Below are 26,521 nucleotides of genomic sequence, written 5' to 3'. Positions count from 1 at the left end.
TAATCTCCCGATGAACAGACTATTATAAAAGGTAAAGCCCATTCAGACGCACAAGCAGTAATTGTCTTTACAAAAAGAAAGGGCGACCATCACTGGCTACCCTTTCCGACGTTCACGTTGAATTATCGTTTGTTTCTAAATCAGAGAGTGAATGTTCAATATCACCAATTGTTATTGAAAAATCCTTGTTATTTTTAAGCCTTTCCAGGACCAGCGAACCGATCTTACGGGCACTGGCCTCATCCGGGAAAGACCTCAGCGTGTCAATTGCAGGAATGGAGGGCTGATATATCAACACCTTCTTGTTCATCACGATCTGATAGCCCCAGCCATCCTCCAATTGAAACGTTTGCAACTCCAGTTGCCGGCCGTCGGGAGACCCCACATCTCCATGACGGAAATAAAGAAATAAAATAAGTACCGGTAACAGCACCAGGCCCCAAAGAGCCTTTCTACCTTTAATAATCATCATCGTCGTATTCATAAGGGTGAAGTTCCCAAATGTCATCAAAACGGTAAGTGCTGCTCTTTCCCGTCGCCACAAATCCCCTTTCACCATTGGAAAAAGAAACAGCAACTGTACGGGCCGTACCTTTAAACTTGGCTACATTCTCCCACAAATCGGTTGCAGGATAATATTTCCACGTGTCGGAACGTATACTCCCACTTTCCCCGCAGGTCAGATAAACTGCCCCGTCGATAACGAAAGCCGATGCATTCGTTCGTACTATATTATAATCATCATCATAACTTTCATCCGAGGTATCGGCTATGTCGCGCAACTGAGTCCATGTCTCTGTTGAGGGATCGAACATCCAGAAGTCATCCACATAAGTACCGTTATTCGTTCCGCAACAAATATATGCTTTATCGTTCATCACGAAACTGGTTGCACCGCGCCGTTTGGTTCCGCCGATGCTGACGATCTGTTGCCAGCTGTTGGAACCGGGGTTAAACGCATAGAAATCTTTCAGATAATTCCCATCATAACCACAACCGATATATCCTTTGCCACTTACACCGAAAGCGACAGCATCATAACGTGCACCACCGGGGAAATCAGCTTTTTGTGTCCAGCTATTGGCGGTAGGATCATACTCCCAGAAATCGCTCAGTTTATTCGATCCGTCATATCCGGTTCCGAAATACCCTTTGCCGTCAACCGTCATGGCAACTCCCGAGTTACGCGCCGTACCGGGGAAGTTTGCTTTCTGTGTCCAGGTATCCCGGTCCATATCATACTCCCATAAATCCGACAAGCGGTTTGTTCCATCAAATCCACAGACCAGATATCCCTTATTCCCGATAGAGAACGAGGAGGCATCACTACGGGCCAAACCGTCGAAATCGGATACGCGATACCACTTTCCTATCAAATCATCATCATCGTCATCCCCACAGGATATCATTACCAGAGGCAGCAAGGCCAGCAGGAACAGAAATAGTCTTTTTTGTGTCATCATATAACGTGTTACTGTTTACGGATGCAAAAGAATAAAGTATCTCAAAATCCGGCAAATTAAATCGACAAACAGCCTTTCCTATCCGATGAATGGGGATTTCAGGAAGGTAAAATCCTTTTTGGGCCTTATACCGGACCTGTTACCGGCTAATCTGTGCAATCAGGCCATTAACAGAGAAATCCGGGGCATTGGCAGGTTATTCTTGCATGAAAAAGACTGAATCCGGTTCTTTGTGCGGTCAATTGAACAGTATATAATAATATGAAAAGAAACATTTTTCTGTTATGGATATGCCTGGCTATGGCCGGCAGCCTTTTCCAATCCTGCTATGACGAGAGTAATAAGTATGGTAACGGATTAGTCGACTCGGCTTTCCGCAACATCAGTACGGACACCAGCACAGTGACGGTTACCGCCCTACTGATCGACTCGTTGGAGACTTCCGGCAAATCTCTTGTCATGTTAGGTGAATACACTCATCCTGTATGGGGCAAAATATCCTCCTCCAGCTATGTAGCTTATAACTGCCCGTCATACACGACCGATATCGATGCCCAGGTGGTACTCGACTCACTGGTCCTTTCCTTTAATTACGGAGGATATTATGTAGGTGACACCTTGCCGGCTCAACGGATCAACATACATAAGCTGACCGAAAAAGTGAGATTGAACGATAACGGTTATCTCTATAACACCTCATCGTTCGCCTACGAAACAGAGCCATTGGCCACCAGCACGTTCATCCCCCGGCCCCAAAGCGGGGAAAAGCTACTGGTACGTCTGCCCGATGAGATGGGACAGGATTTTCTAACCCGTTTCCACAAACGGGATATCCAGGTCAGCTCCGACTATTTTGAAGATTACTTCAAAGGGCTCGTCGTCATACCGGAAGTTACGGGTAACCAGTCGCTGCTCTCCTTCCAGGTTGCAGACAGTTCAGCGACGTTGGTCCTTCATTACCACATCATCGACGAAAAGGAGAATGAACAGGTATTGACATTCACCCCTAACACGACTACCCAGTTCAACCATATCGACCACGACCGCACAGGTACAATTATGGAACCTTTTCCGGCAGGGCAGAAAGAGATACCGTCTGCCTTACTCGATAACCGAGGCGTTCTTTTCGGTGGCCTGGGATGGTACACGCGTCTGGAATTTCCTTTTATCAATAACATCCTGATGCAAGGTGAACAGGTTGCTATCGAAAGTGCCTTGCTGAAAATCTACCCTGAACCCGGTACGTTCTCCGGAACCAACGCACTCCCCGACAGTATTTATCTCTATATCGCCGATGAGAACAATGTTGTCACCGATGCCGTAACGGATTATCTGGGAACAGCCGTACAAAGCGGTACTTTAGTGAAAGACGACACATACGACGAAAACACCTATTACTATTTCGATATCACAGACTTTATGCAACAGGAACTGGGAGCTTTCGGGATGTACAAACACAACCTGCAACTGGTGTTCAATGAAGACACTTATACGACATCGTTCCGCAACCTGACTTTCAGTGACCAGCAGGGCCGTTCTCCTATTGTCTTACAGCTAATCTACAAAATATATGAAAGTTATTAAATATCTGATCCTTTTCTTTCTGCCGGCCGTAACCGCCAATGCTCAAAACATTATGACCTCCTCGCCTTATTCGATGTTCGGACTCGGTGAGATCGTAACGGGTTTATATGGTTCCAATTCTGCTATGGGAGGCGTATCGACCGGTATGCGCGATGCCTGGCTGATCAATACGGAAAACCCGGCCGGACTGACCGGACTCGACACGCTCCGCCTCTTTGCCGAGACTTCGGCATTCCTGAAAAGCGAATCTTACCGGTCGAAAAGCGGTAGCAGCCATGCATTCACCGGTAATGTATCGGCCTTTTCCCTGGCTGGACGCATTATTCCCCGCTGGTATATGGCAGCCGGCCTGACACCTTATTCATCGGTCGGTTATTATTTCCAGAGTACACAACCGCTGGAAGGATCGCCCGATTCATATTACACCAGCATATTCGAAGGATATGGCGGACTTTCCAAAGTCTACCTGACAAATGCCTTCATGCTGACTAAAAACCTTTCGGTCGGTGTCAATGTAAGTTACATATTCGGCAACACGAAACTCACGGAAAGCCAAAGCGACATTTCAGTTGAAAACAGAATGTACACACATAATTTCTATGCCGACTTCGGATTACAGTATCACCGCCAACTCAACCGCGATGCCTCCTTTACGGTAGGGGCTGTCTACGGATATAAACAACGGCTGAAACTGGAAAACTCGATCGCCATTACTTACAGCAGCAACGAGACAGAACAAAGCAAGAAAAATACGACACAATACCTGCCGCAATATTTCGGAGTTGGAGGTTCGTTGGCTTATAAGAAATGGACGTATGCCCTCGACTACAGCCTCCACCAATACAGCTGTCTCTCATCGGGCGACAGCCGGGTAAAGTTCAAAGATTCGCATGAGTTGAAAATGGGTATCAGCTATTTCCCAGACGGATATACGTCGGGAAGTTACTGGAAACGGATCACGTACAAAGCCGGAGTAGATCTATCGACTCCCTACATGCAGATCAACGGACAGACCGGTTACTCGTACCGGGTGAGTGCAGGAATGGGACTGCCGGTAATGAACGGACGTATCAATGCAGCTTTTTATTATGACCGCACACAACTGAAGAATAATGTGTTCGGACGGGAAGCCTTCGGGGTAACGGTTTCATATACATTGAGCGAGTTATTCTATAAACTGAAGTTATAATTTATCACAGGAATGCTTCTGATCCGGAGAGTAGAGCCGCCGATCCGGCATGCCTGTGATAACAGGGATAGCACTATAGTGTCAGTGCATGCCACACTATTGTGTCAGCACACGTCACACTATAGTGCCGGAGAAGTAATATTCATCAGTAGTAAATTACTTTGAAGACGTCCCGCTTTCCAGAATGCTGACAATCGAGAATAAGGTAAAGCAAATGCCTCCCAGACCGGCCAACACACGTGCCGGAACGAAATAGTAAGCATGAACCGAACCCAGTTCAAACAGAAATGCGGAGAGGAACAGACAAGTCAATGCAGTGAAAATAGGTATCAACGGGATACGGTTGGACAATTTGAATTCGTGCCTCCATATCTTCGACAACAATATCACTTTACTGGATATACTGTAACAAACCAGTCCCAGCCCTATCATTATATAACCGGTCGCCCCGTTTGCCGGATTAGCAGTTGCCAGGATCAGGATAATCCCCCAGACAACACAAATACTTCCCATGATCAATACCATAACCGGCCAGAACTCCCGTTCGGTGGGTGTAAAAATATTCCTGATCTGCCGGGCGATCGTCGCTACCAAAGCAATCAGGCTGGTACAGATACAAGCCAGGCCGATCATGACATGCCCTGCTACAAAATATTCCGAACCACGATCACTCCCGGCCAATAGGCAAAAGGCCCACAGCCAGGCAACCAGCGCGATCAGGCCGGCAATAGCAATCAGGGTCAACCCCTGAGCACGGGTAAAAGCTTCGGGCGGAACATCATGGTCCGTCTTTTTCGCATTGACGGTAATCATCGTAAACCGGGTGGAAGAAGTTGCCGTAGTCGATACGCAAGCGGTGATCAACCCGACCCCGCAAATCACATGGCCGGCTACAAAGGAAGATGCATCGGGCGACCGCATGATACAGATCCCGGCTATCACGGTCAGAAGGGATGACAAATACCCCAGTGCCGGAAGCGCATACCGGCTTATCTGTCCAAACGTATGGATGATCTGCCGGATAATCGTTGCCGCAGTCGAGAACAGCGCGATACAAATCATCCCCAGGGAGAATATTACCGGGCCTGCAACAAACCGACTCGGGTCTGTTCCATACGCCAGAACGAACCATCCATAACCGAAACAAAACAGGGCCATCAGCAGAGGTATCGCCCTGAACAGAACACTAATGCCGTAATTCATAGTCTATTTGTTTTTTAATTTTCATCCAAACAGACAGGATTACGGCATTGTTCCTCAAATTACATTTTTATAGAATCTTTTTAGTTATCAGGAGCTGACAGCCTTATTCCTGCAAGGCCAACCGCCCCATCAATGCAGGCAGGTAAGAGTCACTGATCGGAATCAGTTCGTCACCGATGCGTATCCGCTTCCGCTCAATATAGCTGATATGCGAGAGAGATACGATATAGGAACGGTGTACCCGGCAGAACAAACCGTCCGCCAGATTTTCCTCAAAACGCTTCAGGCTTACCTGCGACAGGAGTGGCTTGCCCGTAGTACGGTGAATCTTCACATAATCGCCATAGCCCTCCAGGAAAAGAATATCTTCCCTGCGAAGACGAATGATCTTACTTCCTTCCCGAACAAAAACTGGTTGTTCGGTTTGTTCCCTGTGCAATACATCATGCACATCCGCCAATGCTTTATCCAACTTCTCAAAATAGCCCATCAAGGCGTTCAACGTAGAAGCATCCCCATCGAAAGTAATACATTTCAACATAGTTCCGTATCTTTTAAGTTTATGCTACAAATAAAGAAGAAAGTTCGGTGAACAAAGGTTAAGGGCCGATAAATGGTACAACTTAGTCGGTGAATCGCCCAAAGGGGCGGGGCGAAAAAATTTACCGGAATGATGCAGTATTTCATCCGTTCACTCTTCCATCAGTATCCATTTCTTAAAAACAGGGGTCTTTGTCTTGCTGATAATGATACGTTCGGGAATAGGCAAAATGAGATTGACGGACAAACGGCTTCCGAACCACAAGTCGATATCTTTAATCGCTTTCCGGGAGATGATAAACTGGCGGTTTGCCCGGAAGAAATGCCTCTCGTCGAGTTGATCGCCCAAGGCATCCAACGTACGGTCTACCGGATGCTGTTTGCCATCGGAGGTATAAGCCGTCACTTTTTCATTTGCCGTATAGAAATACAGGATATCTTTTACCTGCAAAGGATAAAACTTATCTGTCAGCATGATAAGCAAACTTTTGATCACATGGCGCCCCTGTATGACATCGTTGGTCTGCCGGATATGGGCCAGACGTTCCTCGGGACTGAACAGGCGAAGTTTGCTCAAGGCACGTTCCAGTGAAGTGAGCGTTACGGGTTTCAACAGATAGTCGATACTGCTCACCTGGAAGGCTTGCAAAGCATACTCATCATAGGCCGTAGTAAAAACAACCGGAGCTTCGATCTCGACCTGTTCGAATATTTTAAAAGCGGAACCGTCTGCCAGATGGATGTCCATAAAGATGATATCCGGTTGAGGGGCCGTATGGAAATAGACCACACTTTCTTCTATACTTTCCAGTTCCGCTACTATTTCGATCGGGATAATGGAGTTTTGAGCCAATATCGCTTTCAGGGTACTTACCGCAGCCGTTTCATCTTCTATTATTACAGCATTCATACGATCTATTTTGGTTTATAATAATCCGGAGCTTATTCATACCGGTTTATTCGATAAAGGAAGGGACACTTTGAAATATTCTTTCCGGTTGGAGATATTGATATCTTTACCGGTCAACAAGCGGTAACGCCCCCAGAGATTCTTTAAGCCGATACCGCTACTGTGTTCCTCCTCTACCTTCGGCTGAACTTTATTGGAGACCACCAACATGTTCTCCCCTGTAGTATAAATGTCGATTTGCAACGGATACTGCTTGCTGATCACATTATGTTTGACTGCATTTTCAATTAACGGCAGTACGCTCAGGATAGGAAGCGACCAAAGTAGCAGGGCCGGTTCGGCCTGTATGGAAAAAAACAGTTTGCCTTCATAGCGTACCCCCAGCAGATAAGTATAGGCTTTTACGAACTGTAATTCTTCTGCCAGCGTAACCATTTCCTTCTTATTGCTTTGGAGGATATACCGGAATACATTCGACAGTTCATCCAGATAAGTCAGTGTCTGTTCCTTTTCTCCATTACGGATCAGCGAATTAAGACCATTGAGTGAATTAAAGAAAAAATGGGGATTGATCTGTCCCATCAGGGCATTGTATGATGTTTGCAGCTTTTCCGTTTTCAACTGTTCATATTCCAGCATCATCTGTTGTTTACCGCTGAGTAGACGGATCAGGAGCACACTCAGAAGTACGGTCAATAAAACAAACAGATGCTCCGTGAGTTGCGGATGAAAAAAGAAGGGAGGTGATGCCATCCGGCTAATGGCTACAGTCTCCATCCGGTCTCTCGCCTTTGAAACAGGCCGCCCGTATCCCGGAATGATCTTATCGGAAGAAGATACCTTCACATTCGGGACATCCTTTATAATAAACTCGTGAATCTCCATATCTTGCGCCAGAAATTCACTCTGGGCAAACGGGTAGACCGTCAGAAGCCCCAGCCCGACAAGAAAACTGACTGCCCCGGCAAACAAGACTACTTTATATTCTTTTAGCTTCAACAGTTTATCCCCCACCTTATACATCTGTACATCCACCATAAAAAGAATGAAGGCAAACAGGAAAAACCAAACCAAAGGAAAATAAAAGAAATAACCATGCAACAGTACAGGAGGCGCCATCATATATTTGTCATTCGTCATATTGACCGCATGATCATAACTACGCATCAACATCGGGAAATTGACAAAAAGGGTCAATAGTACGGATATTGTAAAACCAATCAACAACTCACTCTTTCCGGAACGTAACATACAGGACTAATTTATAGGACGTAAAGATAACGTTCCCCGCTTACATGAAAAATTCCTATCGACGAAACGGACAAAAACATCGGTGAAACGTCCCTTTTCCAATGAAACCTGTATCCAACAAAAAAGCCACCCGAATAAATCGGATGGCTTTTTGTATGGCAATTAAATCCAAACGGATTAGAATCTTCTTTCTTTGATTCTTGCTTTCTTACCTGTAAGAGCACGCAGGTAATACAATTTAGCACGGCGTACTTTACCCAGCTTGTTAACAGTGATGCTTTCGATGAACGGTGATTCGATCGGGAAAATTCTCTCTACACCAACGTTTTCAGACATCTTACGAACAGTGAAACGTTTCTTGTCACCATGTCCTGAGATACGGATCACTACGCCTCTGTACTGCTGGATACGTTCTTTGTTACCTTCTTTAATACGGTAAGCTACTGTAATAGTGTCACCACTCTTGAATGAAGGATACTCCTTCTTTGTAGCAAACGCTTCTTCTGCAATCTTAATTAAATCCATTGTTTTATAGCTTTTTAATTGTAATTTAAAATGAAACGCAATATAACGGGCGACCTGTCCCGACAGAGATTGCGCAAAGCGGATGCAAAGTAACGAAAGATTTATTTGATACGCAAATAGATTGAAGAATATTTGCATCACACGTATAAAACCTCGGCAGATTTGTTTATTTTTGGAGAATAATAATGATTACGTGAAGATGAGGAAGATACTTACAATACTGTTTTGCTCTGTGTGTTTACTGACTGCCAAAGCACAGACTATACCCAATATGTACCGTAACGTCGATCAGGCAAAAATGAATCACTGGGTTGATTCCGTGTTCGATACAATGACTTACGACGAACGGATAGGGCAACTCTTTATGGTCATAGCCGAACCGAAATCGGAGAACCGCAATATGCAACGGCTGATGCGGTATGTGAATGAGATAAAGGTCGGCGGGATCCTTTTCCATAAAGGGAATCCGGTCACCCAGGCGGAAGTGACCAACCGGCTGCAGAAAGCATCTCGTGTCCCGATGTTCGTTTCGCTGGACGGGGAATGGGGGCTGTCCATGCGACTCAGCGGAACGACCCGTTTCCCGAAGAACATGATGCTGGGAGCTATCGAAGATGATAAACTGATCACTGAATATGGCCGGGAAGTAGCCCGCCAGTGCAAAGAGATGGGGATACAAATAAACTTTGCCCCAGACATAGATGTGAACAGCAATACAGACAATCCGGTCATCGGCCTGCGCTCTTTCGGTGAGAATCCGCGGGCTGTGGCCGACAAGGGAATTGCCTATGCCCGCGGACTGGAAGGTGCAGGCATCATCTCCGTTGCCAAACATTTTCCCGGACATGGCGATACAGCGGAAGATTCACATAACACGTTACCGGCCGTCCACCACGACCGGGCACGTCTGGACAGTGTCGAACTATATCCTTTCAAACGATATATCTATGATGGTTATGCGGGGATCATGACCGGACATCTCTATATCCCGGCATTGGATAAAACCCGTAACCTGCCTTCTTCCCTCTCCCGCCCTATCGTCACCGGACTGCTGAAAGAGGAGCTGGGCTTCAGAGGTCTGTGTTTCACTGACGCACTCGCTATGAAAGGTGCAACCACCCGCAAATCGGATAATCCGTCGGTGAAGGCGTTGTTGGCAGGAAATGATATTTTGCTGGCACCGGCAGCTCCGATCAATGACTTTACCGCTGTCAAAGAAGCGATCGACGAAGGTATCCTCAGCATAGAGGACATTGAGGCTAAATGCATAAAGATCCTTCAATACAAATATATTACCGGACTGAACAACTATCGTCCGGTCGACACGAAAGGGTTAAGCAAACGACTGAACTCACCGCATGCCGCCTGGCTGGCAGCCAAGCTCAACGCGGAAGCAATCACTTTGTTGAAGAACGAAGAGAATATAGTTCCGCTCAAACAATTGGATAAAAAAAAGATTGCAGCTTTGTCTATCGGTGCATCCGTCGGAAATGAGTTTCAGGAAATGCTGGGACGCTATGACAGTGTTGCTTGTTTTAGCATCAGCCGCAATTCAACTGCCGCACAAGTTCAGAACATCTATAAACAACTGGAAAAATACGATGTAATCATCTGCGGCATACATACTGTCCGTATCCCCGAAAGTCTGTTACTCCGTCAGTTAACCACCAAAAAAGAAGTAGTCTTCACTTTCTTTACCCTGCCTTATTCCTGTAAAGAATATAAGAGTTCCATCATGAAGGCCAAAGCGGTTGTCATGGGATACGAAGGTACCCCTCTTGCACAGGAATATGCTGCACAAGTCATTTTCGGAGGAGTCCCGGCCAAAGGCAAGCTGCCTGTCACGATTCCCGGACTATTCCATGCCGGTTCGGGTATCTTTACTGAAAAGACACGGCTCGGCTACCATGAACCGGAAGAAGTCGGAGCCAATGCCGTACGTCTGGACGTTATCGATGCGATTGCTGAAGACGGACTCGAACAAAAAGCCTATCCCGGCTGTCAGGTACTGGTAGCTAAAGACGGAATGATCATTTACGATAAATCATTCGGCTATTTTGATTACGACCAGAAACAGCAAGTAGAAGAAAATTCCGTCTACGACCTCGCCTCTGCCTCCAAGGCAGCAGGTACATTATTAGCGGTAATGAAAGCCTACGATGAAAAGAAGTTCACCCTCAATAACAAAATATCGGATTATGTTCCTGAATTGAAGGACTCCAATAAAAAAGACCTAAATATAAAGGAACTGCTTTATCATCAGTCGGGGGTTATCTCCACAATCAACTTTTACCTGGATGCAATTGATAAAGACAGCTATAAAGGCAGTCTTTACAGCCGCGAAAAGAATGCTACACATCCGGTACGCTTCGATGCCAAGACCTATGTCCGCAACGACTTCAAATACTTGCCGGAACTGGTGTCTTCCACCCAAAAGCCGGGATTTACCACCGAAGTCGCCCGCAACTTCTACCTGCACGACTCTTTCAAAGATAGTATCATGCAGGATATAAAAGACTCACGGCTCGGTACACGCGGAAAGTACGTATATAGCTGTGTCAACTTCATCATGCTGAAAATGATGGTGGAAAATCAGATGAAACAGCCGATGGACCAGTTGCTTCATAACGATTTCTACAGCCGGTTGGGAGCCTGGCACACGACCTATAATCCACTCCAAAGAATGGACAGCCTGCAAATCGTCCCAACCGAGAATGACCAGTTCGTACGCCGCCAGTTATTACGCGGTTATGTACATGACGAGGCTGCCGCCTTCCAGGGAGGTGTATCCGGTAACGCCGGACTGTTTTCGAATGCCAACGACCTGGCGAAAGTTTTACAGCTTTTCCTGAACCAGGGCACATACGGCAACGAACCATACTTGTCAGCAGAAACCTGCCGCCTTTTCACTCAAAGCAAAAGCCCGACAAGCCGCCGCGGACTGGGTTTCGACAAGCCTGCCGTCGGAACGCACAAAGGTTCTCCCTGCAGTAACCTGACACCGCCTTCGACGTACGGCCATACAGGTTTTACCGGAACTTGTTTCTGGGTGGACCCGGATAATCAGTTACTTTATATATTCCTCTGCAACAGGGTTAATCCGTCACGGGCCAACAACAAACTCAGCGCCTTAGATATCCGTACACGCATACAGGATGCAATCTATAAGGCGATTGATAGGAAAAGCCAAAAAGATTAGTATTTTTGCACCACCTTATTATAACAACATTAATTACTAAAACAAATAAAGTATGCTATTCGGACACGGTGATGACTTTTACAATTCGCAGAATGAAGTGAAGATAAACTTCAGTTCTAACGTATGGCACGGTGCTAACCTTGATAAACTCAAGGAACATCTTAATGAACAGTTCAGTAAACTGACACGTTATCCGGAGCCGGATGCTGCATCACTGAAAAGACTGCTTGCCCGCCGGTATGAAATAAAAGAAGAAAATGTAGTGGTGACAAACGGCTCGATAACTGCCTTCTATCTGATCGCCCAGGCATGGAAAGGGGCTAAATCCACCATTGCCGTACCTTCATTCTCGGAATATGAAGATGCTTGCCGCCTGCATGAACATGAAATCAATTTCTTCTCTACCTCCGATGATCTTTCGGAACTTTCTCTGGAAGGACAGGATTTCTGCTGGATATGTAATCCTAACAATCCGGACGGAAAACTGCTTCACCGTTCTGAGCTTCTGAGATTGATTGCAGCTAACCGCAATACGAAGTTTATCATCGACCAGGCTTATGTAGCCTTTACGACAGAAGACATGTTGAAACCTTCCGACGTAAAGAACAACCCGAACCTGATCCTGATCCAGTCCATATCGAAAGCATACAATATTCCAGGATTACGTATCGGCTATCTGGTCGCTTCTCCTGAAATAGCAGCGGAAGTAAACAAATATATCATCCCCTGGTCGGTCAATGCCATCGCACTCGAAGCCAGCAAATATATCCTGATCCATCCGGCCCAGTTCACCCTGCCTATCCGCAAATGGCAACGTGAAACAGCCGAACTGATCTATCAGCTGAATAAATTCGACAATCTGGAAGTGATACCGACGGCCACAACATTCTTCCTTGTCCGCCTGAAAAAAGGGACAGCTGCCGAACTGAAAAAGTATTTATGGGACAATTACGGTATCCTGATCCGCGATGCATCCAACTTCCGCGGACTGGATGAAACGTATATCCGCCTGTCCACCCAGACAACAGTAGAGAATCAGATTCTGATCGATGCGATCCGCGAATGGTTCGCTAAACTATAAGTAAAGAGTTGATTTACAATTTATAATTCAATCCCGGCATATCTATCAGATTGATATGCCGGGAATGTTTTTTCAGTTCTAAACGATTAAGATCGTTATTCCCACCATCTAAAAGACAACCTTCCTGGTATTAGATGTAAAAGTCCGTACATCTTTACAGGTAATGCATGCTTTTCTTTTTCGTAAAGCACACACTACACATATGTAACCCAAGCCTTACAAAAATAAAACAGAGACCTTACTTATATCAAAGTCATAAGAAAAACGGTTAAAAGTCATATGCTTAACGATTAATATACAGGATAAAATTGCTTAATCCTCAATACCCGGCACCAAACTGTATACAACAAATAAAACAACAAGAAAAAGAGAACGATCTATAATATCCTTTACAGAAACTTTTATCTTTGTAAAGAATTACCAGTATCGTCTTGAGTTTGAACACTCCGGTCGATAAGAGATCCGAATTATACACATTAATATTAATATAAAAATATCGATTCTATGAATCTTTGCAACCGACTTTTACGACAACTGATCATATGCCTTTTTTGTCTCTTTACAGTCGTTAGTTTACAGGCACAGATCAGCGAGGGAGGCCTGCCGCCTAGTTTTCAGTTCAAATCTAACTTGCGAAGTACAGAGCAAGCCATACAAATCCCGGTAAATTTCAGTGTCGAAGACCTAAAAGCTGTCGATGCATGGCATGTTAGCCAAGGTGCTCCGCTGTGTATTGCCAAAGTAATCGACACCGACTTCAACATAGCGAACGACGGGGACTGGATCACCTTACCTGATGGTCAGCAAGTATGGCAGTTACATCTGCAGGCGAAAGATGCAATTGCCCTGATCTTCTATTATTCCGACTTCTACATTCCGGAAGGAGGTAAATTGTATATTTACAATGCAAACAAAACCCAGGTATTGGGAGCCTATACCAACCGTACACATCCTCAGAACGGAGCTTTTGCAACCGAACTTATCGCTGGTGATGAAGCTGTACTGGAATATGTACCCGCCCCCTCTGGAAAAGAAGTGCTTCTGCGAATCGACAAGGTAGGATACGGATACAACCACTTATCTATTGAAGCCCCCGGTGCCGGTCAGTCAGGTCCTTGCCAGGTTAACATCAATTGCGAAGAGGGAGACAGCTGGCAACTCCAAAAGAAAGGAATCATTCAGATGATACAATTGATAGACGATGCCACCTATATCTGTTCTGCTTCTTTGATAAATAACACAGCGAAAGATAAAAAACCTTATGTATTAAGTGCCTTCCACTGCTCACAGAATATGTCTGGGACAAAGGAGGCTACCGACGAAGAGCTGAATCAATGGTTGTTTTATTTTCACGAAGAACACTCGGGTTGCGATAACGAATCACCGATCCTTCCGATCAAAACCATGGTCGGTTGTACCCGAAAAGTTGCTATCCCTGTCGAATACGGTTCAGATGGCCTGCTCCTGTTATTGAATCAGAATATACCGGACGATTACGATGTGTTTTTCAATGGATGGGATCGTATAAACAAACCTTCTCTCTCCGGAGTCGGAATTCACCATCCGGCAGGCGACTATATGAAGATATCCACTTACGGTAAATATCCCACAGAATCAGCAACCTGGCGGAATAGAGACACTGGGCAAACAGGAGCGAAAAACGCTCATTGGAATGTCATCTACGATGCAACCCCCAACGGACACGGAGTAACCGAAGGCGGTTCTTCCGGTTCACCGCTGTTCAACAGTAACGGATTAATCATCGGGACATTGAGCGGAGGTGACTCCAGTTGCGAAGACCCCGAAGGCATCAACCTATATGGCAAATTATCCTTCCACTGGAATAAATACAGCGAAAACAATACAGGCAGGATGGATCTCTGGCTCGACCCATTGCAAACGGGAGTAACCACGCTGTATGGAATGACGCAAACGGGGGAAACGATAGGAAGTAACTATAAAGGCCCCGCCGATCTGACATATCAGGAAACAGACAACAGAGATATTTTATTGAAATGGTCGGCTCCCTTATACGATCAGTTAGCAGGATGGGGTACGTCAAGCCGTTACAATCAATACGGATTACGAGGGGAACCTTTCTATTTCGCACAAAAATGGGACACGATCGACTTGTCCCCCGTGCATAAGAAAACGATTACACACGTCTGCATCTATCCGGTATCGAATGTAACATACGGTATATATATCAAGCAAGGAAATCGTATCTATGAAGAAGATGTCATCGAATCCGATCCTGACAAATTCAATTCGGTCAAACTCAAAACACCCTTTGTAATCGATTCTAATCAGGAGCTACTGGTAGCCATCCATGTGAAAGAATATGGCAATGACGTTTATCCGGCTTTCGTTGATGAGGGACCGGCAATAGATGGAAAAGGAAATATTTATTCGTTAGACGGAAAAGAATGGAAAACTTTCGCAAAGGAGGAGTTAAATGCCAATACACTCCTGGCCATTAACATTTCATCTCAGGATGGTGAATTAACTTCAAACTATACGGCATCCGGTATGCGACGCATACCGGTTACTCCAGCCGAACCCTCGGAGACACGTCGGTTGTCAGTCAAAAGATCAAATGTTGTTTCTGATTTGCCCGAAAGTTCCCTGATCACAGCTTTTCCTGAATTGACGGAATATAAGGTGTATCAGGATCAATCTCCACTAGCGACACTGCCGGGCTCACAAACACAATATACGGTCAAAAACAGAATCTCCGACGTATCGCTGTTTCAGGTATCGGCCCTCTATGGGAAAGAGGAAAGTCTTCCCGTCAGTGCCCGAATAGAAACAAGCGTCAGCAACGAACTGACACCGGTTAAAGAGGAAATAGATATTCACCCTCGTGTATTCAGCGAAAAAGTTCAGATACAAAATCACCAGCAGGTAAAGGTGTTGGAAGTTTATTCTTCTGATGGCAAACTGGTACGGAAAATACAACGTCCGAACAACATACTGAACACCAGCAGCCTATCCACTGGCGTTTATTTCTTCAGGCTTTCTACAGAGGAAGGGACAAAGACCATACAAGGTATAAAGCACTAAAGGATAAATCTGCATATACATAAAAAGCCTCTCTGATAATTCTACCAGGGAGGCTTTCAAATATATATCAAATCTATTTCTTATTTTTTGTAAGTCTTATAGCCATAGACAGCCAGGTTACCCAATTCTTCTTCAATGCGAAGCAGCTGGTTATACTTAGCCATACGGTCTGAGCGGCTCAACGAACCGGTCTTGATCTGTCCTGAATTAGTAGCAACAGCGATGTCGGCAATCGTAGCATCTTCCGTTTCTCCTGAACGGTGTGAAGTTACAGAAGTATATCCGTTACGGTGAGCCATCTCGATAGCATCCAGTGTCTCGGTCAATGTACCGATCTGGTTTACTTTGATCAGGATAGAGTTGGCACAACCTTCTTCAATACCTTTTTTGAGGAATTCTACGTTTGTAACAAACAAGTCATCACCCACCAGCTGAATACGGTCACCCAAAGCCTTGGTTAACTTCTTCCAACCTTCCCAGTCGTTTTCATCCATACCGTCTTCGATCGAGTCGATCGGATATTTATTTACTAATTCGGTCAGATATAATACTTGTTCGGCAGCTGTACGCTTTGCACCATTCGGACCTTCAAATTTGGTATAATCGTAAGTTCCTTTCTTATCATAGAACTCAGACGAAGCACAGTCCATAGCGATAGTTACATCCTTACCCGGCTCGTATCCGGCAGCCTTAATTGCAGCCATAATAGAACCCAGTGCATCCTCTGTTCCGTTAAGAGCCGGAGCAAAACCTCCTTCATCACCAACAGCAGTACTCAGACCACGGTCGTGTAAAACTTTCTTCAATGCGTGGAATACTTCAGCTCCCATACGCAAACCTTCACGGAAACTCTTCGCGCCTACCGGACGGATCATGAATTCCTGGAATGCAATCGGAGCATCAGAGTGCGAACCTCCGTTGATAATATTCATCATCGGAACAGGCAATACATAAGCATTCGTTCCGCCGATATAGCGGTAAAGCGGCTGGTCAAGATAATTGGCGGCAGCTTTAGCTACGGCAAGCGAAACACCCAGCATGGCATTGGCTCCTAGCTTCGACTTTGTCTTTGTTCCGTCCAAAGCGATCAGTTTATGGTCGATCTCACGCTGGTTCAAAGCACTCATACCGATAATTGCAGGTGCGATAATTTTGTTCACATTATCTACGGCTTTCAGAACACCTTTGCCGCTATAACGTTTTTTATCGCCATCACGAAGTTCGATTGCTTCGTTTTCACCGGTTGAAGCACCAGAGGGAACAGCAGCACGGCCAAACGCACCACATTCAAGAAGTACATCTACTTCTACTGTCGGATTTCCACGGGAATCAAGGATTTCTCTACCTATTACTTTTTCAATTTTCATAACCTAAATATTTAGTACTCTATTATTTCTCACTCAGTACAAATATAACAAAGTTTACACGCTGATTGTTGCCAGTCCCTTATAGAGTTTTTCGATGAATAAATAGAAGAGTTTCTTTTTCAATTCAATATTTTATCTAAATTTGCGCCTTGTAATGGTTGACAATTTTTTCCTAAAAAGTTTCAACCATTTGCAACTTCCAACTGTTTTAACATAAAAAGTCTTGTTTTGTTGGGTTATGAAAAAGATTCTATCCATATTGACACTCTTTATTCTGGTCCTTATCGGTCAGGAGGTAGTGTTCAATGCAGATAGTGGAACGATAGTCCAACAAGGTTACACAAATGACAATGCAAGAACCTCTTCTCTGAATAAAGAGCTTAAGAAGTTTGAGTTAGGGAAAATTCCTCTTGAGTCTTACGATATAACAGCCCGTACCAAACCGGCTTCCGATAACTACGAACGACTGTTCAAATTATCGAACAACAATAAAAACCTTCTCCTCCTACATCTGAAAGGTCAAGCTATACAATATAAAGTATCAGAGACTTTATCTACTATTCAAACCATAAACTACTCTTCGCTTCGTAAATGTGGAAATCTTTGGATCTACGTTTTACGAAAACTCGTTATTTGATATTATAGATTAAACAACTGTAATCGATGGTTATGCCTTTTTTGTAAGGTATGATCCGAATGCACATTCCCTTATTTGTGCACTCAGACTATTATTTTCTGTTTATTATCTCCAATATAATATCAAAATTATGAAAACAAATAAATCTGTTATATTAAAAACATCCAACGGCGTATCAGCCGGTATCGTTATTATCGTTTGCTTTATCCTGGCTGTATGTTTCTTTGAATTCGTCCTGGGTAATCCATCTAACTTCATGGATAATAATCCTGACAACCATCCGCTTCCCGGAAATTATGCAGGTACGATCTATAAAGGGGGTTATATAGTTCCTGTTGTAATCACTCTTCTATTGACTGTTATTACATTAAGTGTAGAACGTTTCATCGCTATCAGCCGCTCCAAAGGGAAAAAAGGATTGATGGGGTTCGTGCAGACCATAAAGAAAGACCTGGAAGAAGGTAATCTGGATGCCGCAAAAGCAGCCTGTAAAGAACAGCAAGGCTCCGTTGCCAATGTCGTTAACGCAGCTCTGACACGCTATGCGGATGTAGAACAAAGAGCAGACCAGACAAAAGAACAAAAGATGGTCATCATTCAAAAAGAGATTGAAGAAAGTACGGCGCTGGAATTACCGACTATGGAACAGAACCTGCCTGTCATCGCTACGATCTCAACGTTAGGTACCTTGTTTGGGTTGCTGGGAACCGTATTAGGTATGATCCGTTCGTTCGCCGCTTTGGCTAATGCAGGTGCTCCCGACTCCGTTGCTTTGTCTACTGGTATCTCTGAAGCGCTGGTTAATACGGCTTTAGGTATCGCCACCGGTGCCATGGCCATCATCTCATACAACTATTTCACCAGTAAAATAGATAATATTACCTATGCTATTGACGAGATAGGCTTCTCTATCGTACAGACATTCGCCGCTAAACACTGAAGCATATGCCTAAGATCATAGTAAAACGCAAAAGTACATTCATTGACATGACGGCAATGAGTGACGTAACGGTATTGCTGCTTACTTTCTTTATGCTGACATCTACCTTTATTCAGAAAGAACCGGTTATGGTAACGACACCGGGGTCTGTTTCCGAAATCAAAATACCGGAAACAAATATTCTTTCAATCCTGGTAGACCCGGACGGGAAAGTATTTATGAGCCTGGATAAACAGGAAGATAAGGCAAATGTATTGAAGATGCTGGGAAAAGATTATGGTATAAACTTTACCGACAAAGAAATATATGAATTCAGTCTGCTTCCTTCCTTCGGTGTTCCTATCCAGAATATGCAGGAGTTTCTGAATCTCCCGGGATCCGAACAAGACCGGTTAATAGTCAACTACGGAATCCCGGCCGACAGTACCAACAACCAGTTTAAAGCGTGGGTTCAACATGCCCGCGAAGTAAACCGTGACCTGGTGATTGCCATTAAAGCCGATCAACAGACTCCTTATCCGAAGATTAAGAACATTATGAACACATTGCAGGACTTGAGGGAAAACAGGTATAACCTGATCACTACTCTCAAAAATGTACCTGACAATGCCTAAACAACAAACGTTATGGCAGAAGTAAATACAGATAAAGGAAAAGGCGACGGCAAGAAAGGTAAACAGAAAAAGGTGAATATCCGTGTGGACTTTACTCCGATGGTGGATATGAACATGCTACTGATTACTTTCTTCATGCTCTGTACTTCGCTCAGCAAACCGCAGACCATGGAGATCAGTATGCCGTCGAAAGACCATGTGACGGAAGCCGAACAGACGAAAGTAAAAGCCTCCAAAGCCATCACCCTTATACTGGGTGAAGACAGCAAGGTGTATTACTATTTCGGCGAACCGGATTACGAACATGTTGAATCGCTGCAAACTACCGACTTCTCTTCCACCGGATTACGTAACATTCTTTTGGAACGTAACGCCGATGCCGTACAGAAGATCACGGAACTGAAAGTAAAAAAGCTGAATAAAGAAATCTCCGAAGATGAGTTCAAAAAGCAAGCCGCAGAAATAAAAGGAGGTAAAGATGCACCGGTCGTATTGATCAAAGCTACCGACGATGCTTCTTACAAAGACTTAGTGGACGCACTCGACGAAATGCAGATTTGCAACATAGGCAAATATGCGATTGTCGATATCACTGACGGAGACAAATTCCTGGTTGATAATCTAAAAAGCGGGGGCGAACTTTCCAAGGAGATCGCCCAGGCGAATAAAAAATGACGATCATGATTAATATTAATAATATAAATCTAAACTCACCGGAATGGACCGATTTGATCTTCAAAGGAAAGAATAAAGAATACGGAGCTTATGAGCTACGCAAAAATTCTTCCCGCAGACATATTCGTGCCCTGGTCGTCGTTACCATCGGAGCAATCCTGGTAATGACCATTCCGGCTTTAATCAAATCTGTCATCCCGCAACATACCAAAGAGCAGGTACTGGAAGTTACAACACTTTCCAACCTGCAGATGGAAACGAAGGTGCCGGAAGAAAATCAAATTCGTAATATCGAGGCCCCTCCTCCTCCCGTACTGAAAAGTACGATCAAATTTACTCCGCCTGTCATCAAAGCGGATAAAGATGTAAGGGATGAAGAGGAGATCAAAACACAGGAAGAGCTGACCACATCCAAGTTGGCTATCTCTGTTGCCGATGTAAAAGGCTCTGACAGTGAAGACGCAATCGACATCGCCGACCTGAAAGATAACAAAGAAGTGATCGAGGAGGAAACGACTCCTTACGTAGCTGTTGAACAGATGCCACAATTCCCCGGTGGGAACGAAGCACTGTTGAAATACATCAGTACTCATTTAAAGTATCCGGTAATCGCTGCTGAAAATGGTATCGAAGGAACAGTCACACTCCGCTTTGTTGTCAGTCCGACAGGCGAAGTCACCAAGGTGGAGATCCTAAGACAGTTGGATCCATCCTGCGACAAAGAGGCGATACGTGTTATCAAGTCTCTTCCGCAATGGGTCCCGGGAAAACAAAATGGTAAACCTGTACCGGTCTATTTCACTGTCCCGGTACGCTTCAGATTGCAATAAGATGGAGGTAAAGTGTATAAATACGAGGCTTGTTTGGGGTATATCCATGATTGTGATATACCTCGGCATGTCTTTTCTCCTAATCTTCACGAACTTGTTTAACGAGAATATGTCATTCTATATGCGGATGATATTTGGTGTCTTATTCTTTTGTTACACAATATTCAGAGGATATAGGCTGGTAAAAGACAATAAACGATGAGAAATCTATTGTATATAATAATATGTATAGCGGTGTTAGCTTCATGCAACAGCAAGAATAGCAATTCGCCGGACGATACTCCTACGAGCGGTGTAATAGCAATTGCCTCCGACGGTTGCTTTACTCCGATCATAGAGGAAGAGATCGCCGTGTTTGAAAGTCTTTATAAAGAAGCTGGTATCGTTCCCTACTTCTCCGGTGAAACAGAAACGATCAACCGCTTATTACATGACAGTACACGGTTGGCAATCGCTTCACGACCGCTAACCCAGGAAGAGACTGAATATATGAACGGCAGAAAGCTATTTCCCAAAAGTATTCATATCGCTACCGATGCTATCGCTTTAATCACAAACAAACAAAATACAGACTCTCTGATTGGCATTCCGGTATTAAAGGATATACTGACAGGCAAGATCAAGGACTGGGAAGAGTTTACTACGGATAATAAGTCAGGAAAAATAGAAGTGGTATTCGACAATCCGAATTCCGGAACTGTTCGTTATGCTATCGATTCAATCTGCGGCGGAGAACCGTTGAGTGGTAATCTCCATGCGATGAAAGATAACCGGCAGGTAATGGATTATGTATCTAGAACTCCGGGAGCACTGGGTATCATTGGAGTAAACTGGATCAGTAACCCACTGGATTCAACATGTATGAGTTTTCTGGACGATATAAAAGTGATGGCAGTCAGTCGTTACAGAAAAGCGACCGTTACCAATAGCTTTAAACCGTATCAGGCATACATAGCCCTAAAGGAATATCCAATGACAAGGTCTGTTTACCTGATCCTGTCAGAACCGCGTATGGGACTGGCTTCCGGTTTTACCACCTTTATCACCAGCGACCGGGGACAACGGATCATTCTCAAATCCGGAATTCTTCCGGCTACACAACCTGTCCGGCTGGTCAATGTCAGAGATCAATTATAAACCCTATAAACATCAATCATTATGATAAAGAATTTATATATACTCATATTAAGCCTGATAGCGATAGCTATCCACGCTGATAACCAACAAGGTATTGCCTATTATAAAGCCGGTGAACCGACGATTGCAAGCCAGCTTTTCAATAAACAGTTAAACGGTTCTCCCGCAGAACAGGCAGAAGCGCTCTATTACCTGGGAGAAATAGCCTTCGACGCCGGAAAAACAACCGATGCCCTGGCTAACTATCAAAAAGGTTGGGCTGTTTATTCCGATTACGCTTATAATAAGGTGGGAGAAGGGAAAGTATTACTAAAAACAGACAAGTCGGCAGCCCAAAAAGCATTTGATACAGCAACCAAAGTTGATAAGAAAAATGTATCGGTTTATGTAGCCATTGCCAGAGCTTATTCAACTTATGGAATGAATTCAGAAGCAAAGGCTGCTCTCGATAATGCCAAAAAGTATAACATCAATGATCCGGCAATTTACATATATGAAGGCGATATGTTAATCAGTGAAGATAAACCGGGAGATGCTGCCGGCAGATATGAACAAGCGATTCACTTCGATCCCTCCTGCAAAGAAGCTTATCTCAAATACGCAAATGTTTACCAGGGCGTTCAGCCGACATTATCCATAGAAATGCTCCAAAAAGTAATTACAAACTATCCGGATTATCTTCCCGCCTATAATCAACTTGGCAATATTTATTCATTACAGGGAACATACTCCAAAGCGGTAGCTGCATATAAAACATATATGACAGGAGGTCTTTACTCTATTGACAATCTGATTCATTACGCATCTGCTCTGTTCTTCAACAAGCAATATGCAGAAGCAAGTCAGGTGATTAATGATGGACAGGCAATCGATCCCAATAATTTCCTGTTAAAACGTCTATGCATTTATAATAACTATGAAACAAAAGCATATGAAAAAGGACTTGAAGAAATCAATACTTTCTTCAATGATCCGGATGCTAAATATATATGGCAGGATTATTTGTACTACGGTCGCTTACTCAACAAAGCCAAACAATATGACAAAGCTGCAGAAGCATTGCTAAAGGCAATAAAAGAAAATCCGGCTCACACAGAAGTGTACAAAGATCTCGCTGAAGTATACAGTAATAGCGAAAAGGATTCTGAAGCGATTAATGCCTATACACAGTATATAGAATCATTAGGTAAAGAATCGGAAGCGGCCGATTATTACCAACTGGGTAAATATTATTATTCAGCAGCGACCAAAGACAGCTTGGAAGCCAATAATTATTTAACAAAAGCCGATAGCCTGTTTGCTATAGTAAAAGAACGTGTACCAGATAGTCATCTGGGAAGTTTATGGCAAGCGCGAACACAATCTCAACTGGATCCGGAAACAGAGCAGGGATTAGCTAAACCCTATTATGAGACCTGTATTCCTATGCTGGAAAAAAATAAAGACAAATATCGTAATGAATTAACGGAATGTTACCGCTATCTAGCTTATTACTATTATCTTAAAGAGGATATGGAGAGTTCCAAATCATACTGGAATAAGATACTGGCAATTGATCCTTCTAATGCTACAGCACAGGAAGCATTGGAAAATATTAAATAAGATATTTAATATCCATATAAAACAAAGACAGCCGTCATAAAAATGACGGCTGTCTTTGTTTTATATAACTTACAGAAATTATTCTGCAGCCTTTTCTTCTGTTGCTTCTGTTGCAGGAGCTTCAGCAACCGGAGCAGCTGTTTCAGCAGCTGTAGATTTTTTACGAGAACGTCTTGTTTTCGTAGTTTTCTTAGTTGCATTATCCTTCAACATGTTTTCGTTGTAATCAACTAACTCAATGAAGCACATTGCAGCGTTATCACCTAAACGGTTACCAGTCTTAATGATTCTGGTATAACCACCCGGACGATCGCCGATCTTCTGAGCTACTTCTTTGAAAAGTTCTGTTACAGCGTTTTTATCCTGTAAAGTACTAAATACTACACGTCTTGAGTGAGTTGTATCCTCTTTACATTTTGTGATCAGAGGTTCAACAAACTTACGAAGTGCTTTCGCTTTTGCTGTTGTCGTAAAGATTCTCTTATGCTTGATCAAAGAAGAAGCCATATTAGACAGCATTGCTTCACGGTGAGTATTTGTACGACCTAAATGATTAAATTTCTTATTATGTCTCATCGCTTTACTTACTCTTTATCTAATTTATATTTCGTGATATCCATACCGAATGAAAGGTTCAGGCTTTCAAGCAGTTCATCAAGTTCAGTGAGCGACTTCTTACCGAAGTTACGGAATTTCAACAAGTCATTCTTGTTAAATTTAACCAGTTCACCCAATGTTTCAACATCTGCAGCTTTCAAGCAATTCAAAGCACGAACGGAAAGGTCCATATCTGCTAGCTTGCTCTTAAGCAACTGGCGCATGTGAAGAACTTCTTCATCGAATTCTTCATTGCCGTCAGTATCCACTGTCTCGATCGCAATCTTTTCATCTGAGAACAACATAAAATGATGAATCAGAATCTTAGCAGCTTCTTTCAACGCTTCCTTCGGATGAATAGAACCATCTGTGGCTATTTCAAGAACCAACTTTTCGTAGTCCGTCTTTTGCTCAACACGGAAGTTCTCGATTAAATACTTAACGTTACGTATAGGAGTGAAAATAGAGTCAATAGCAATAACGTGAACGTCCGCATTCGGATCTCTGTTTTCGTCAGCGGGTACATATCCGCGTCCTTTATTTATCGTTAATTCAATCTGGAAACTAGCGTTCGGATCCAAACGGCAAATAACCAGATCTGGATTCAATACTTCGAATCCGGTCAGTTGTTTACCTATATCACCGGCTTTGAACACTTCGGAACCCGAAACAGTAATACTTACTTTTTCATTCTCTATGTCGTCTACAATATGCTTGAACCGTACCTGTTTCAAGTTCAAGATAATGTTTGTTACATCCTCAATAACACCGGGGATTGTACCAAATTCATGGTCAACCCCTTCGATCTTAATGGATGTAATAGCAAAACCTTCAAGCGACGACAGGAGAATACGGCGCAGAGCATTACCTATAGTAATACCATAGCCGGGTTCCAACGGACGAAATTCAAACTTTCCGAAGAAATTGTCCGCTTCCAACATTAATACTTTATCGGGTTTTTGAAATGCTAATATCGCCATGGAAATCAATTATTATTTAGAATACAATTCTACGATCAACTGCTCTTTAATGTTTTCAGGAATGTCAGTTCTTTCCGGCAGATGCAGTAATTTTCCGCTTAAAGAAGACTGATCCCACTCAATCCAAGGATATTTGCTGTGATTGAATCCTGATAATGCATCAGCAATCACTTCCATAGACTTAGATCTCTCTCTAACACCAACGATCTGACCGGCTTTCAAAGAGTAAGAAGGAATATTTACAACCTTACCATCAACTGTAATGTGACGGTGAGAAACCAACTGACGGGCTGCTGCTCTTGTAGGAGCCATACCCAAACGGAAAACTACATTGTCCAGACGGCCTTCCAGTAACTGAAGCAGAACTTCACCGGTAATACCTTTTGAACGCTGTGCTTTTTCAAACAGGTTTCTAAATTGTTTTTCTAATACACCATAAGTGTATTTTGCTTTTTGCTTCTCGCGAAGCTGAATTCCGTATTCAGAAGTTTTTCTTTTTCTGGCGTTACCATGTTGTCCGGGAGGATAATTCTTTTTAGAAAGAACTTTATCCGGTCCGAATATAGCCTCACCAAACTTACGGGCAATTCTTGTTTTTGGTCCAGTATATCTTGCCATTTTTTTATTGTTTTAATTTTTCTGTCTGAATCTGGAACCGTGCAGCCGCGATTACAGAGAGGATAAGGTCTTTGTGCAATCTATTCACAATTCCGGATTCAATGTTCAAGAAACTATAGTTAATTATACTCTTCTCTTTTTCGGAGGACGACAACCATTGTGAGGCAGCGGAGTAACGTCAACGATTTCAGTTACTTCAATACCGGCACCATGGATAGTTCTGATAGCAGACTCACGTCCGTTACCCGGTCCTTTTACGAATACTTTTACTTTTCTCAAACCAAGATCATAAGCTACCTTAGCACAATCTTGTGCTGCCATCTGAGCGGCATACGGAGTGTTCTTTTTAGAACTTCTGAATCCCATCTTACCTGCAGAAGACCAACTAATAACCTGACCTTCGCTATTGGCAAGAGACACAATAATGTTATTGAAAGAAGAATGAATATGAGCTTGACCGTAAGCGTCTACTTTTACGTTTCTCTTCTTTGCTGCGACTGTTTTTTTTGCCATATC

Annotated in this window: 24 protein-coding genes; 12 read left to right on the top strand and 12 right to left on the bottom strand. The window is 43.7% G+C overall.

Features of this window, described 5'->3' with window-relative positions:
* Positions 1 to 112: 112 nt before the first annotated feature.
* Positions 113 to 484 carry a DUF4907 domain-containing protein gene (locus IEY67_RS21975; RefSeq protein ID WP_183672380.1) on the bottom strand — a complete coding sequence of 124 codons (372 nt, stop codon included), beginning with the start codon at positions 482 to 484 and terminating at the stop codon, positions 113 to 115.
* Positions 459 to 1,460 (bottom strand): Kelch repeat-containing protein, encoded by a 1,002-nt coding sequence (locus IEY67_RS21970; protein ID WP_122357182.1) that lies wholly within the window; start codon positions 1,458 to 1,460, stop codon positions 459 to 461. Before IEY67_RS21970 ends, IEY67_RS21975 begins: the two co-directional genes overlap by 26 nt.
* Before the next feature lie 264 nt (positions 1,461 to 1,724).
* Here IEY67_RS21970 and IEY67_RS21965 point away from each other — a divergent pair, with 264 nt between their 5' ends.
* The gene (locus IEY67_RS21965; RefSeq protein ID WP_122357163.1) at positions 1,725 to 3,047 is read left to right on the top strand and encodes a DUF4270 family protein; all 1,323 of its coding nucleotides are present in this window, start codon (positions 1,725 to 1,727) and stop codon (positions 3,045 to 3,047) included.
* A complete protein-coding gene (gene bamG, locus IEY67_RS21960) occupies positions 3,034 to 4,236 on the top strand; it encodes a BamG family beta-barrel-assembly machinery protein (protein WP_183672379.1) in 1,203 nt (400 codons plus the stop codon). Before IEY67_RS21965 ends, bamG begins: the two co-directional genes overlap by 14 nt.
* Before the next feature lie 156 nt (positions 4,237 to 4,392).
* Here the strand turns inward: bamG and IEY67_RS21955 are convergent, their stop codons facing one another.
* The 5 genes from IEY67_RS21955 to rplS form a co-directional block, all read right to left on the bottom strand.
* Positions 4,393 to 5,439, bottom strand: coding sequence for a DUF2776 domain-containing protein (locus IEY67_RS21955; protein ID WP_183672378.1), 1,047 nt, complete (start codon positions 5,437 to 5,439; stop codon positions 4,393 to 4,395).
* Between the two features lie 103 nt (positions 5,440 to 5,542).
* Entirely contained in the window at positions 5,543 to 5,980 is a 438-nt protein-coding gene (locus tag IEY67_RS21950; protein WP_122357160.1) for a LytR/AlgR family response regulator transcription factor, read from the bottom strand.
* Between the two features lie 150 nt (positions 5,981 to 6,130).
* Positions 6,131 to 6,889 carry a LytR/AlgR family response regulator transcription factor gene (locus IEY67_RS21945; protein ID WP_122357159.1) on the bottom strand — a complete coding sequence of 253 codons (759 nt, stop codon included), beginning with the start codon at positions 6,887 to 6,889 and terminating at the stop codon, positions 6,131 to 6,133.
* A 36-nt stretch (positions 6,890 to 6,925) separates the two neighbouring features.
* Positions 6,926 to 8,140 carry a sensor histidine kinase gene (locus IEY67_RS21940; RefSeq protein ID WP_122357158.1) on the bottom strand — a complete coding sequence of 405 codons (1,215 nt, stop codon included), beginning with the start codon at positions 8,138 to 8,140 and terminating at the stop codon, positions 6,926 to 6,928.
* 177 nt (positions 8,141 to 8,317) lie between these two features.
* Entirely contained in the window at positions 8,318 to 8,665 is a 348-nt protein-coding gene (gene rplS / locus IEY67_RS21935) for a 50S ribosomal protein L19 (protein WP_122357157.1), read from the bottom strand.
* Between the two features lie 199 nt (positions 8,666 to 8,864).
* Here rplS and IEY67_RS21930 point away from each other — a divergent pair, with 199 nt between their 5' ends.
* From IEY67_RS21930 to IEY67_RS21920, 3 genes are all read left to right on the top strand, one after another.
* Positions 8,865 to 11,864: a serine hydrolase domain-containing protein gene (locus tag IEY67_RS21930; protein WP_183672377.1), complete on the top strand. Its 3,000-nt coding sequence runs from the start codon at positions 8,865 to 8,867 to the stop codon at positions 11,862 to 11,864.
* A 52-nt stretch (positions 11,865 to 11,916) separates the two neighbouring features.
* Positions 11,917 to 12,945: an aminotransferase class I/II-fold pyridoxal phosphate-dependent enzyme gene (locus IEY67_RS21925; RefSeq protein ID WP_183672376.1), complete on the top strand. Its 1,029-nt coding sequence runs from the start codon at positions 11,917 to 11,919 to the stop codon at positions 12,943 to 12,945.
* 504 nt (positions 12,946 to 13,449) lie between these two features.
* The gene (locus IEY67_RS21920; RefSeq protein ID WP_183672375.1) at positions 13,450 to 16,008 is read left to right on the top strand and encodes a T9SS type A sorting domain-containing protein; all 2,559 of its coding nucleotides are present in this window, start codon (positions 13,450 to 13,452) and stop codon (positions 16,006 to 16,008) included.
* A gap of 80 nt (positions 16,009 to 16,088) precedes the next feature.
* On the opposite strand, the gene eno is transcribed toward IEY67_RS21920, so the two are convergent.
* A complete protein-coding gene (gene eno, locus IEY67_RS21915; RefSeq protein WP_122357153.1) occupies positions 16,089 to 17,375 on the bottom strand; it encodes a phosphopyruvate hydratase in 1,287 nt (428 codons plus the stop codon).
* Positions 17,376 to 17,613: 238 nt separating this feature from the next.
* Between eno and IEY67_RS21910 the strand changes: the two genes are divergently transcribed.
* From IEY67_RS21910 to IEY67_RS21880, 7 genes are all read left to right on the top strand, one after another.
* Positions 17,614 to 18,012: a hypothetical protein gene (locus tag IEY67_RS21910; protein ID WP_183672374.1), complete on the top strand. Its 399-nt coding sequence runs from the start codon at positions 17,614 to 17,616 to the stop codon at positions 18,010 to 18,012.
* 130 nt (positions 18,013 to 18,142) lie between these two features.
* A complete protein-coding gene (locus tag IEY67_RS21905) occupies positions 18,143 to 18,952 on the top strand; it encodes a MotA/TolQ/ExbB proton channel family protein (RefSeq protein ID WP_122357152.1) in 810 nt (269 codons plus the stop codon).
* A 5-nt stretch (positions 18,953 to 18,957) separates the two neighbouring features.
* Positions 18,958 to 19,566 carry an ExbD/TolR family protein gene (locus IEY67_RS21900; protein WP_075558828.1) on the top strand — a complete coding sequence of 203 codons (609 nt, stop codon included), beginning with the start codon at positions 18,958 to 18,960 and terminating at the stop codon, positions 19,564 to 19,566.
* A gap of 12 nt (positions 19,567 to 19,578) precedes the next feature.
* Positions 19,579 to 20,241 (top strand): ExbD/TolR family protein, encoded by a 663-nt coding sequence (locus IEY67_RS21895; protein ID WP_122375385.1) that lies wholly within the window; start codon positions 19,579 to 19,581, stop codon positions 20,239 to 20,241.
* A 14-nt stretch (positions 20,242 to 20,255) separates the two neighbouring features.
* Positions 20,256 to 21,071 carry an energy transducer TonB gene (locus tag IEY67_RS21890; RefSeq protein ID WP_183672393.1) on the top strand — a complete coding sequence of 272 codons (816 nt, stop codon included), beginning with the start codon at positions 20,256 to 20,258 and terminating at the stop codon, positions 21,069 to 21,071.
* A gap of 198 nt (positions 21,072 to 21,269) precedes the next feature.
* Positions 21,270 to 22,208, top strand: a complete 939-nt coding sequence (locus IEY67_RS21885; protein ID WP_183672373.1) for a PstS family phosphate ABC transporter substrate-binding protein — start codon at positions 21,270 to 21,272, stop codon at positions 22,206 to 22,208.
* Positions 22,209 to 22,229: 21 nt separating this feature from the next.
* Entirely contained in the window at positions 22,230 to 23,810 is a 1,581-nt protein-coding gene (locus IEY67_RS21880; protein WP_183672372.1) for a tetratricopeptide repeat protein, read from the top strand.
* A 78-nt stretch (positions 23,811 to 23,888) separates the two neighbouring features.
* On the opposite strand, the gene rplQ is transcribed toward IEY67_RS21880, so the two are convergent.
* The 4 genes from rplQ to rpsK all read right to left on the bottom strand — a co-directional run bounded on the left by rplQ (position 23,889) and on the right by rpsK (position 26,518).
* Positions 23,889 to 24,386, bottom strand: coding sequence for a 50S ribosomal protein L17 (gene rplQ / locus IEY67_RS21875; RefSeq protein WP_122357147.1), 498 nt, complete (start codon positions 24,384 to 24,386; stop codon positions 23,889 to 23,891).
* An 8-nt stretch (positions 24,387 to 24,394) separates the two neighbouring features.
* Complete coding sequence (locus tag IEY67_RS21870; RefSeq protein ID WP_122357146.1) at positions 24,395 to 25,387, bottom strand: DNA-directed RNA polymerase subunit alpha; 993 nt, start codon at positions 25,385 to 25,387, stop codon at positions 24,395 to 24,397.
* A 12-nt stretch (positions 25,388 to 25,399) separates the two neighbouring features.
* The gene (gene rpsD, locus IEY67_RS21865; protein ID WP_122357145.1) at positions 25,400 to 26,005 is read right to left on the bottom strand and encodes a 30S ribosomal protein S4; all 606 of its coding nucleotides are present in this window, start codon (positions 26,003 to 26,005) and stop codon (positions 25,400 to 25,402) included.
* 123 nt (positions 26,006 to 26,128) lie between these two features.
* Positions 26,129 to 26,518 carry a 30S ribosomal protein S11 gene (gene rpsK, locus IEY67_RS21860; RefSeq protein ID WP_005634781.1) on the bottom strand — a complete coding sequence of 130 codons (390 nt, stop codon included), beginning with the start codon at positions 26,516 to 26,518 and terminating at the stop codon, positions 26,129 to 26,131.
* Between the last annotated feature and the right edge of the window lie 3 nt (positions 26,519 to 26,521).

Origin of the sequence: Parabacteroides faecis (assembly GCF_014647375.1) — a bacterium.
In the GTDB taxonomy this organism is placed as follows: Bacteria; Bacteroidota; Bacteroidia; order Bacteroidales; family Tannerellaceae; genus Parabacteroides; species Parabacteroides faecis.
This window is presented reverse-complemented; position numbering and strand designations above follow the sequence as displayed.

Coding starts and splice junctions, on each gene's coding strand:
- IEY67_RS21870 (WP_122357146.1), bottom strand. CDS start 25,387: ATGGCGATATTAGCATTTCAAAAACCCGATAAAGTATTAATGTTGGAA.
- IEY67_RS21895 (WP_122375385.1), top strand. CDS start 19,579: ATGGCAGAAGTAAATACAGATAAAGGAAAAGGCGACGGCAAGAAAGGT.
- IEY67_RS21930 (WP_183672377.1), top strand. CDS start 8,865: ATGAGGAAGATACTTACAATACTGTTTTGCTCTGTGTGTTTACTGACT.
- rplQ (WP_122357147.1), bottom strand. CDS start 24,386: ATGAGACATAATAAGAAATTTAATCATTTAGGTCGTACAAATACTCAC.
- rpsD (WP_122357145.1), bottom strand. CDS start 26,005: ATGGCAAGATATACTGGACCAAAAACAAGAATTGCCCGTAAGTTTGGT.
- IEY67_RS21920 (WP_183672375.1), top strand. CDS start 13,450: ATGAATCTTTGCAACCGACTTTTACGACAACTGATCATATGCCTTTTT.
- rpsK (WP_005634781.1), bottom strand. CDS start 26,518: ATGGCAAAAAAAACAGTCGCAGCAAAGAAGAGAAACGTAAAAGTAGAC.
- IEY67_RS21940 (WP_122357158.1), bottom strand. CDS start 8,140: ATGTTACGTTCCGGAAAGAGTGAGTTGTTGATTGGTTTTACAATATCC.
- IEY67_RS21970 (WP_122357182.1), bottom strand. CDS start 1,460: ATGACACAAAAAAGACTATTTCTGTTCCTGCTGGCCTTGCTGCCTCTG.
- IEY67_RS21945 (WP_122357159.1), bottom strand. CDS start 6,889: ATGAATGCTGTAATAATAGAAGATGAAACGGCTGCGGTAAGTACCCTG.
- IEY67_RS21925 (WP_183672376.1), top strand. CDS start 11,917: ATGCTATTCGGACACGGTGATGACTTTTACAATTCGCAGAATGAAGTG.
- IEY67_RS21880 (WP_183672372.1), top strand. CDS start 22,230: ATGATAAAGAATTTATATATACTCATATTAAGCCTGATAGCGATAGCT.
- eno (WP_122357153.1), bottom strand. CDS start 17,375: ATGAAAATTGAAAAAGTAATAGGTAGAGAAATCCTTGATTCCCGTGGA.
- IEY67_RS21910 (WP_183672374.1), top strand. CDS start 17,614: ATGAAAAAGATTCTATCCATATTGACACTCTTTATTCTGGTCCTTATC.
- IEY67_RS21965 (WP_122357163.1), top strand. CDS start 1,725: ATGAAAAGAAACATTTTTCTGTTATGGATATGCCTGGCTATGGCCGGC.
- IEY67_RS21975 (WP_183672380.1), bottom strand. CDS start 484: ATGAATACGACGATGATGATTATTAAAGGTAGAAAGGCTCTTTGGGGC.
- bamG (WP_183672379.1), top strand. CDS start 3,034: ATGAAAGTTATTAAATATCTGATCCTTTTCTTTCTGCCGGCCGTAACC.
- IEY67_RS21950 (WP_122357160.1), bottom strand. CDS start 5,980: ATGTTGAAATGTATTACTTTCGATGGGGATGCTTCTACGTTGAACGCC.
- IEY67_RS21905 (WP_122357152.1), top strand. CDS start 18,143: ATGAAAACAAATAAATCTGTTATATTAAAAACATCCAACGGCGTATCA.
- rplS (WP_122357157.1), bottom strand. CDS start 8,665: ATGGATTTAATTAAGATTGCAGAAGAAGCGTTTGCTACAAAGAAGGAG.
- IEY67_RS21955 (WP_183672378.1), bottom strand. CDS start 5,439: ATGAATTACGGCATTAGTGTTCTGTTCAGGGCGATACCTCTGCTGATG.
- IEY67_RS21885 (WP_183672373.1), top strand. CDS start 21,270: ATGAGAAATCTATTGTATATAATAATATGTATAGCGGTGTTAGCTTCA.
- IEY67_RS21900 (WP_075558828.1), top strand. CDS start 18,958: ATGCCTAAGATCATAGTAAAACGCAAAAGTACATTCATTGACATGACG.